Consider the following 7,803-nt stretch of genomic DNA (forward strand, 5'->3'; position numbering starts at 1 on the left):
TTTATAAATGGTGTCAACAACCCCGTCCCTCATGTTCCGCTCGAGTACTTTAAATCACCTCAAAATCTAAATTAGCTCCGCTAAACTGACTGTTATAAAGATCCGCATAGAAACCATTCCGGGCAAGCAGATCCTTATGGTTACCCATTTCAATAATCCTCCCCTGATTCATCACAAGGATCAAATCTGCATCTCTAATGGTAGAGAGCCTATGGGCAATAACAAAGCTTGTTCTTCCCTTCATCAGCTCGGTCATCGCTTTTTGGATAAAGACCTCAGTTCTTGAGTCAACACTACTTGTTGCTTCGTCAAGAATTAAGATAGCCGGATCCGCTAGGATCGCCCGAGCAATGGTGAGCAGCTGTTTCTGTCCTTGAGAAATATTCGAGGCTTCTTCATTTAGTATTGTATGATAGCCCTCAGGGAGTGTCTTGATAAAATGATGGGCATGAGCGGCTTTTGAAGCTTGAATTACTTCTTCTTCAGTGGCTCCTTCACGTCCGTAGGCAATATTCTCAAGGATTGTACCATTAAACAGCCAGGTCTCTTGAAGAACCATACCGAACATACTGCGTAGAGCACCACGCTTTATGTCTCTGATGTCCACTCCATCAATCGTTATTCTCCCCGCATTTATTTCATAGAAACGCATTAATAGATTAACCAGTGTTGTTTTGCCAGCCCCCGTCGGCCCAACGATAGCAATGGTATGACCTTGTTTGACATCTAGATTGATTGCCTTAATGAGTGGGTCTTCTTCTTTGTAGCTAAAATCCACGTTTTCAAATCGTACATTCCCCTTAGGAAAAACTATCACCTTTGCATCAGTAGAGTCTGGTACTTCTTCGACCTCATCAAGTAGTTCAAAGACACGTTCAGCAGAGGCAACCGTTGATTGAAAGATGTTGGCGATATTGGCGGTTTGAACAATTGGCTGGGTAAATTGTCTGGAGTATTGAATAAAGGCTAGAATATCTCCAATGGTTATCAGTCCTCTAGTTGCAAAAACACCACCAACGACGCAAATAATCACATAGCCTAAGTTGCTGACCAATCTCATCAGTGGCATAATGATGCCCGAAATAAACTGGGCTTTATAGCCGGCTGTATAGAGTTTTTCATTGATCAAGTTAAAGGTTGCTATGGATTCACCTTCACGCCCGTAGGCCTTAACGAGTTTGTGACCGGCATACATTTCTTCAACATGTCCATTAAGTTCACCCAGGGATTTTTGTTGAGCCGCAAACTGTTTTTGCGAGCGTTTGGCGATGCTAATAGTAACAATCATATAAAGTGGCAGGGTTAAAATGACAATCAAGGTTAGTAAAGGACTAATCGACAACATCATAACGATAACCCCAATCAGGGTGACAATCGCGGTTATGAGTTGGGTGAGACTTTGCTGCAGGGTCGTAGAAATATTGTCAATGTCGTTGGTAACACGACTTAAAATCTCACCATGAGTCCTGGAATCAAAGAACTTTAGCGGTAAATTAGCAAGCTTCTCATCCACTTCCTTGCGCAACTTGTAAACCGTTTTCTGGGCAACTCCAGCCATAATATACTGCTGCACATAACCAAATGCGGCACTGATGAGATATAGTCCGATAAGGATTAGTACGATATTCCCAATATAGGCAAAATCTAAGGATGGAACAGGCTTACCCATCTGAACCGCCATCATTTTTGCGCCAAAGCCTTCTCCAATTTTAGTGATCCCTTTCCCCATAATTTTCGGACCCAGAATACTAAAAATCGTACTCAAGCCTGCGAATAGAAAAACAATGAGAAATTTAGTTCTCTGGGGCTTTAGATAATTCAGCAACCTATAAAAGGTTCCCTTGAAATCCTTGGCTTTTACGACCGGTTTCCCAAAGGCTCCCATAGGACCTCCTCCCGGTCCACCGCCGGAAAAACCCTTATCCTTTTTGGTATTACGTTCTTCACTCATCCTAGTTCCTCCTCGGAGAGCTGTGAAGCCACGAGCTCACGATACACCTCACAAGTATTTAACAGTTCTGTATGGGTTCCCATTCCCGCGATTTGTCCGTCATCTAAAACTATAATTCTATCTGCATCCCTAACCGTTGAAACACTCTGAGCAATCAAGAAAACTGTAGCCTCAGCAATTTCCGGTCTTAAAGCCGCCCGGAGTTTGGCATCCGTTTTAAAATCCAAAGCAGAAAAACTATCATCAAAAATGTAGATTTCAGGTTTTCTCACAAGTGCTCGAGCAATGGATAGACGTTGCTTCTGTCCTCCAGAAAGATTGGTTCCACCCTGGGCAATAGTGTGCTCAAAACCCTCTTCTAATTCCGAGATAAACTCAGTAGCTTGAGCAACATCCGCTGCATGCTTAATCTCTTCTAGAGTGGCATCTTGCTTGCCATAGCGAATATTTTCTGCAATCGTACCTAAAAAAAGGACCGTCTTTTGAGGAGCAAAACCTATCTTAGCACGTAGTTCTTTCTGACTCGTTTCTCTGACATCTACCCCATCAACTAAAACCCTTCCCTTTTCTACATCATAGAAACGTGCGATTAGATTGACTAAGGTTGTTTTACCTGAACCAGTCCCCCCAATAATTGCGGTCAGTTCCCCTGGTTTCGCTCTAAAGGTTATATTACTGATGGCGGGTTGGTCTGCGCCCGGGTAGCGAAAGGAAACGTCTTGAAATTCAACAACCCCCCTTTTCTGATCGGCAATTTTTGGGGTTTCGGGATCCTTAATGTCCAATCTTGTCTCGAGTACTTCATTAATCCTTACGGCGGAAACCTCAGCACGAGGAATCATAATAAATAACATGACGAGCATCAATAAGGAGAATAGAATTTGTATTGCATATTGAATAAAGGCCATGAGTGATCCGATCTGCATATCTCCTGAGTCAATTCTGAGGGCCCCAAACCAAACAAGCGCTACCGTTGTAAGGTTCATGATCAGCATCATGACCGGCATCAAGACAGCCATAATTAGATTTATCTTAATAGCGTTGTTCATAAGATCAGCATTGGCATCATCAAATCGTTCTTTTTCTTTATCAATCCGATTAAACGCGCGTATAACCCTTATACCGGTAAGGCTTTCCCTTAGCACGAGATTTAATTTATCCAACTTTTCCTGCATCAGTTTAAATAAAGGCAACCCTTTAAACAATGTTATGCCAATAATACTAAATAATATTGGGATTACAACAACAAGAACCCAAGCTAAGGAGACATCTTGTCGCAAGGCCATCACAATTCCGCCGATGGACATTAAAGGGGCGGTCACCATCATAGTTAGGATCAAAACCGACACTTGTTGTATTTGAGTCACATCATTGGTCGTTCTCGTAATCAGTGTGGCAGTACCAAATGTGTCAAATTCACGAAGAGAGAAGCTTTCGACTTTACTAAAGAGCTTTTCTCGTACTATTTTCCCAAAGCCAACGGCTGTTTTTGATGATAAATAGGTCGCTAGAATTGCGCATAATGTTCCTCCTGCTGCTATGAGCAACATAAAACCACCGATTCTAATGATATAGCTAATATCTTTATTGACGATACCTATGTCGACTAAGTCTGCCATTAACGTCGGCAAATAGAGATCTGAAATCACTTGTATAAATAGCAGCGAGACAATTGCAAAAATGTATGCTGTATAAGGTTTTAGTAACCTAAACAACTTTACCATAGGTATCACCTCCGTTATAGCTATTAATCTCTATTGTCATAGTCCCTTAACAGTTTCTTAAGGGTGCTCAATCCTTCGCATACCTTTTGAAGATCCTCTGAAGTACCTTTACTCATCACATGTTCAATATTCTGCTCAAACTTACTATGGAAGCATTGATGCATTTCCTTAAATTCTGGGGATATTCTTACATACACTACTCTTCGATCCGTATCACTTCTAACTCGTTCTACCATGCCCTGCTTTTCAAGCCTGTCGATTATGCCCGATACCGTACTATTCGATAAACTTAATTTTGTGCTGAGTTCGGAAATCTTAAGCTTTCTGTCCTTGCTTAATATTCCGAGAACCATGCCTTGCGGCGGAGTTATACCCGAATTCTCAAACACTTTGCTCATGCTGCTTCTGAAAAGCATCATAACTTCCCGGAAGAGGTTAGCGACTTTGGCACTTTGATTTAATGTATCCACATCTTCATCCCCTATCGTTCAATCCATATACTTCGCATACGAATACTTCGCATACGAAGTATATTACTCCACACTTAGTTAATTGTCAAACTTGAATTTCACCAGACGAAACACGGGGACAGGTGCACTGTTTCGCCTTTTCGGCGAAACAGTGCACCTGTCCCCGCGTTTCCCGCGTTTCGGGGCAATTCTTTTGGGTTGGAAAAAAATGCCCCCCGTTAACGTCTGACAAGGGGAAGATCTTTTGTCAAGCTTAAAAGGCTTGTCAAAAAAGGACCGTCCCCTTGTCACGCTTGTCATGTTCTACCTGACGATTCCACGATTTACAAAATCTTGTTTGAGAACCTCTAACCGTTTAGTTCCATCTATGCGTTTTTGTCTCATTTCCTCTTGGATAGCTTTGGTCTCCTCTATTCCCTTAACGATGGTTTGCCAGGATTTTTCTAAGGTTTCAATATTCACGGAACTCCCTGTGGCGAGCCTTGCTACCATTTTGGATTGGAGGGCTGTGTTTTCGGCATTTCTCAGTAAAAGCTCATTGGTCTTCTCATCTAATGCACTCATCGCTTTAGCTTGGACTGATTGGCGCTTTAACATAATAGCTTGTACCAAGCATTGTTTGAAGATAGGCATGGTGATAACAAATGCTGAGTTAATTTTACGAACCAAGTTGTAATTACCGTATTCAATAGCTTTTATCGTCGGCATACTTTGGACGGCGACATTCTCCGCCAGTTGCAGGTCATAAATTCTTTGTTCCATAATCTCTTGAACCTGCAAAAGGTTATTGACGTTCATTTGATCGACTTGGTTCCCCGTCTCATTAGCTTTGGCTTGAGCAGTAGGGATAATATTATTCTTTAGTTCGGCAAGGACAACCTGACCAGCATAGATATATTGCCCCAACTGCTCATAATATTCAACATTCTTATTAAACATATCCTCTAACTGCTTATTAGCAACACCGATTTCGGCTTCATACTGCTTGAGTGTGACGAACACCTTGTCAACTTCATCACCCATTGAATTATATTTCTTAAAGAGTGCTTCAACTGTATTCTTCGCCTTTGAAAAAATCTTTTCCAAAAAGCCCGGTGGTTTATCCTCGAAATCTTTGATATCAAACTTGTCCATAATTCTGTTAAGTTGGATTAAGAGTTCTCCCGAATCTTCAACCTTTGTCGCTTGCATAGAATTAAGAATGGCATCTGAAAACCTCGAAACTTCCTCTGCCGTATTTTTGCCAAACGACATAATAGAACTTACATCTTCAATGTTGATCTGACGTACAATACTGCGGACCTCCGGGCTCTCCATTACCTTTGTCATAACCTCATTTTTCTTTTTTTCGAGATCAAACTCGGGAATAGGTGCCGGTACTAAGCTTTTATCCTCAGTTAATTTGGTTGTAAAACCTTGAATTTCCATTTTTGTTCCTCCCTAATAAATATTTTCTAACAATCTACCAATTTAATCGCTTTCCTACGTAATAATTAGTATTCCAATTTCATAGCTACGCCGTCAAAAACAGAATGTCCAAATAGTACCTTAGGCTTGATTACCGAAGTTTAAAGAAGCGAGCCAAAAGCCCAGGTTTTTGGGCAGGAGTCGCCGAAATGCTCTCTAAAGATGGAAGAACTAAGTCATATTTTACTAAAGGAAACTGATGTAGATCAAAAAGACTAGGCTTTAGGTAATGTTCTAGGGTCTTATAATTAGTTGGCGTAAAGATAAGAACATCCAAGCCAATCAGATTAAAATAGGCTAGTAGAATAGAATCACTTTCACTGAAGGTTTCCTTTTCATTATCATAGATGATGACTTTCGGAATTTCTTGAGGATAATCAAAAACTTCAATGAGCTGGAGGAGTTCATCATTCATTGTTAAAATCGTCATGATAATCTTGAGCTTCAATTTTTTGTCCACTGGCTCTAAGAACATTCTAGAGAATAAAAGCTCATTAATTTTTGTGATTAGAAAATGTTGTAAAGGTGCTTTAAGATAACCAAACTTGTAATGCTTACTTTTTACAACTTTCGTTTCATCTAAGCGCCCATGTTCGTCCAACAAATAGTTAGTTTGATATAGCTCTTGTTTGGTGTACCCTATTTTTGTGAAGGGAACATCTTCAATAAGCCTTGTATTATGAGCAGTGGAGAGTTCTTTAAGGTCTTGCCAATAAGCATTGAGATCCTCGTTTACTCCGTTAATCTTTGCGAATAGGTTAGGGACATAAACTTTCTTATTCTGGATTCTGAACTCCGGTCGAAGTTTAGTGGGTTCCCTCCATAGTATCTTGAGTTCGTCATAGGTGGTTTTAAGAGTTATGGGTTGTGTCCCGTAGCTTTCAAACTGCCAAGGTTTAAAAAGTCCAACCTCTTCGCTATAGATTACTTCCTCAATCTCTTTGGACGCATTGTAAGCAATTGTGCTTTTGCGAATCAATCGCTCTTCCTGTGGAAAGGAGATCAAGGGAAGATTATGCCTATTACTAATAAGATGAGTCAAGGCATTTTCCTCGTCAAAGCTTTGAAATGGATTATCTCCTTCTTCCTCGGAATGAACAAAAAGCACATCACATCCAAGCTTATGAAAGGCAGTTAGCAGAAAGATTTCATGAGCTTTAATCGGTCCATAGAATAGAACTTTAGGATTATACTCATAATTAAACCCTGGTCCATTAGGTTTTTGATTAGAATTCATACTTAACAATAACTTTGGCAAGTATCGCTTTAACCAGCTAATTATCTTCAAGGAGAAATTCAAAACTATTGAGGTATTGGCATTTCCACTTTTCTCTGCAAAAAGATGAACTAGGTCAACAAAGGTTTTTCTGATAGTATTGTCTAAAAGCGTATCATATGTTTGCGGAAGGATCTTGGCCTTAAGTATATGTTCGATAATCTCAAACCGATCTTTGAATGGATAACTAATAAGCTTCTGGGGAATTAAGGCACTCTCCTCTGCACTTGGTGCTGGGATGCCTTCAAGAAATTTAAGATAAGAACCCGCCATGTGCAAGGTCCTATCTAAATTATATAAACTATTATGATACTCAGCTTCCCAATCATCTGATGAGCTGGGAACCCCAATATAGCGCACGAAAAAAGTTGGAAGTATTGGATGAGGCCCGCCCACATAGCCGCTACGCTTATTTAACGGGATTAAGATTTCCTCAAGGATCGTCTCGGTTCTCTTCAGTTTAACTACAATAATAGGATCATTTAACAAGTTATTACTCAAATCCTGCTGTGGGCTGATTTGGGGATTGGTTGGCTTCATTTCTGGTTTACCAGGGGGTGTCTCAGTCTTCATATTCTCTTGAGGTTTCTGCCTTGGAAAAGCTCCAATCGGCAGCTCGTTTGAATGTCTAATAATCATGGAGAATTCATTGTGCTTATCTACTTTGTCAAACCGGTCTTTAAAGGAAGTATTTAGAACAAGCACATCACACCCTATAAGAGATATTAAAATAAGGTAATAGATTTCGTGTTTTTGTGGACTTCCCCAGTAAATCACTTTAGGGATATCGAGTGATTTCTTCAGGATTTGCTTACCGTAATCTCCAAACCATAGCAACATTTTAGTACAAAAATTTATGATCATACTAAGATTTAGTGTTTTCTCATTTTTAATATAGAGATCAAGGATTATACC

5 protein-coding genes are annotated in these 7,803 nt (G+C 40.3%); all 5 read right to left on the reverse strand.

The genetic code is table 11. The features are described from left to right. Positions 1-49: 49 nt before the first annotated feature. Positions 50-1,951: an ABC transporter ATP-binding protein gene (locus HGJ98_RS04935; protein WP_291349945.1), complete on the reverse strand. Its 1,902-nt coding sequence runs from the start codon at positions 1,949-1,951 to the stop codon at positions 50-52. Beyond that, positions 1,948-3,675 carry an ABC transporter ATP-binding protein gene (locus tag HGJ98_RS04940; RefSeq protein WP_291349946.1) on the reverse strand — a complete coding sequence of 576 codons (1,728 nt, stop codon included), beginning with the start codon at positions 3,673-3,675 and terminating at the stop codon, positions 1,948-1,950. The genes HGJ98_RS04935 and HGJ98_RS04940 overlap by 4 nt, the downstream gene beginning before the upstream one ends. Positions 3,676-3,698: 23 nt before the next feature. Further along, on the reverse strand, positions 3,699-4,145 hold the full coding sequence (locus HGJ98_RS04945) for a MarR family winged helix-turn-helix transcriptional regulator (RefSeq protein ID WP_291349947.1): 447 nt from the start codon (positions 4,143-4,145) through the stop codon (positions 3,699-3,701). 303 nt (positions 4,146-4,448) lie between these two features. After that, positions 4,449-5,573 (reverse strand): toxic anion resistance protein, encoded by a 1,125-nt coding sequence (locus HGJ98_RS04950; RefSeq protein WP_291349948.1) that lies wholly within the window; start codon positions 5,571-5,573, stop codon positions 4,449-4,451. Between the two features lie 130 nt (positions 5,574-5,703). Continuing rightward, positions 5,704-7,803, reverse strand: a 2,100-nt coding sequence (locus HGJ98_RS04955) for a YceG family protein (RefSeq protein ID WP_291349949.1), incomplete at its 5' end; no start/stop codon positions are given.

The sequence above is a fragment of the Desulfosporosinus sp. genome (assembly GCF_014237355.1).
GTDB lineage: Bacteria > Bacillota > Desulfitobacteriia > Desulfitobacteriales > Desulfitobacteriaceae > Desulfosporosinus.

Bases quoted from the DNA above. Each gene is read 5' to 3' on its own strand.
- HGJ98_RS04935 (WP_291349945.1), bottom strand. From the start codon at position 1,951: ATGAGTGAAGAACGTAATACCAAAAAGGATAAGGGTTTTTCCGGCGGT.
- HGJ98_RS04940 (WP_291349946.1), bottom strand. From the start codon at position 3,675: ATGGTAAAGTTGTTTAGGTTACTAAAACCTTATACAGCATACATTTTT.
- HGJ98_RS04950 (WP_291349948.1), bottom strand. From the start codon at position 5,573: ATGGAAATTCAAGGTTTTACAACCAAATTAACTGAGGATAAAAGCTTA.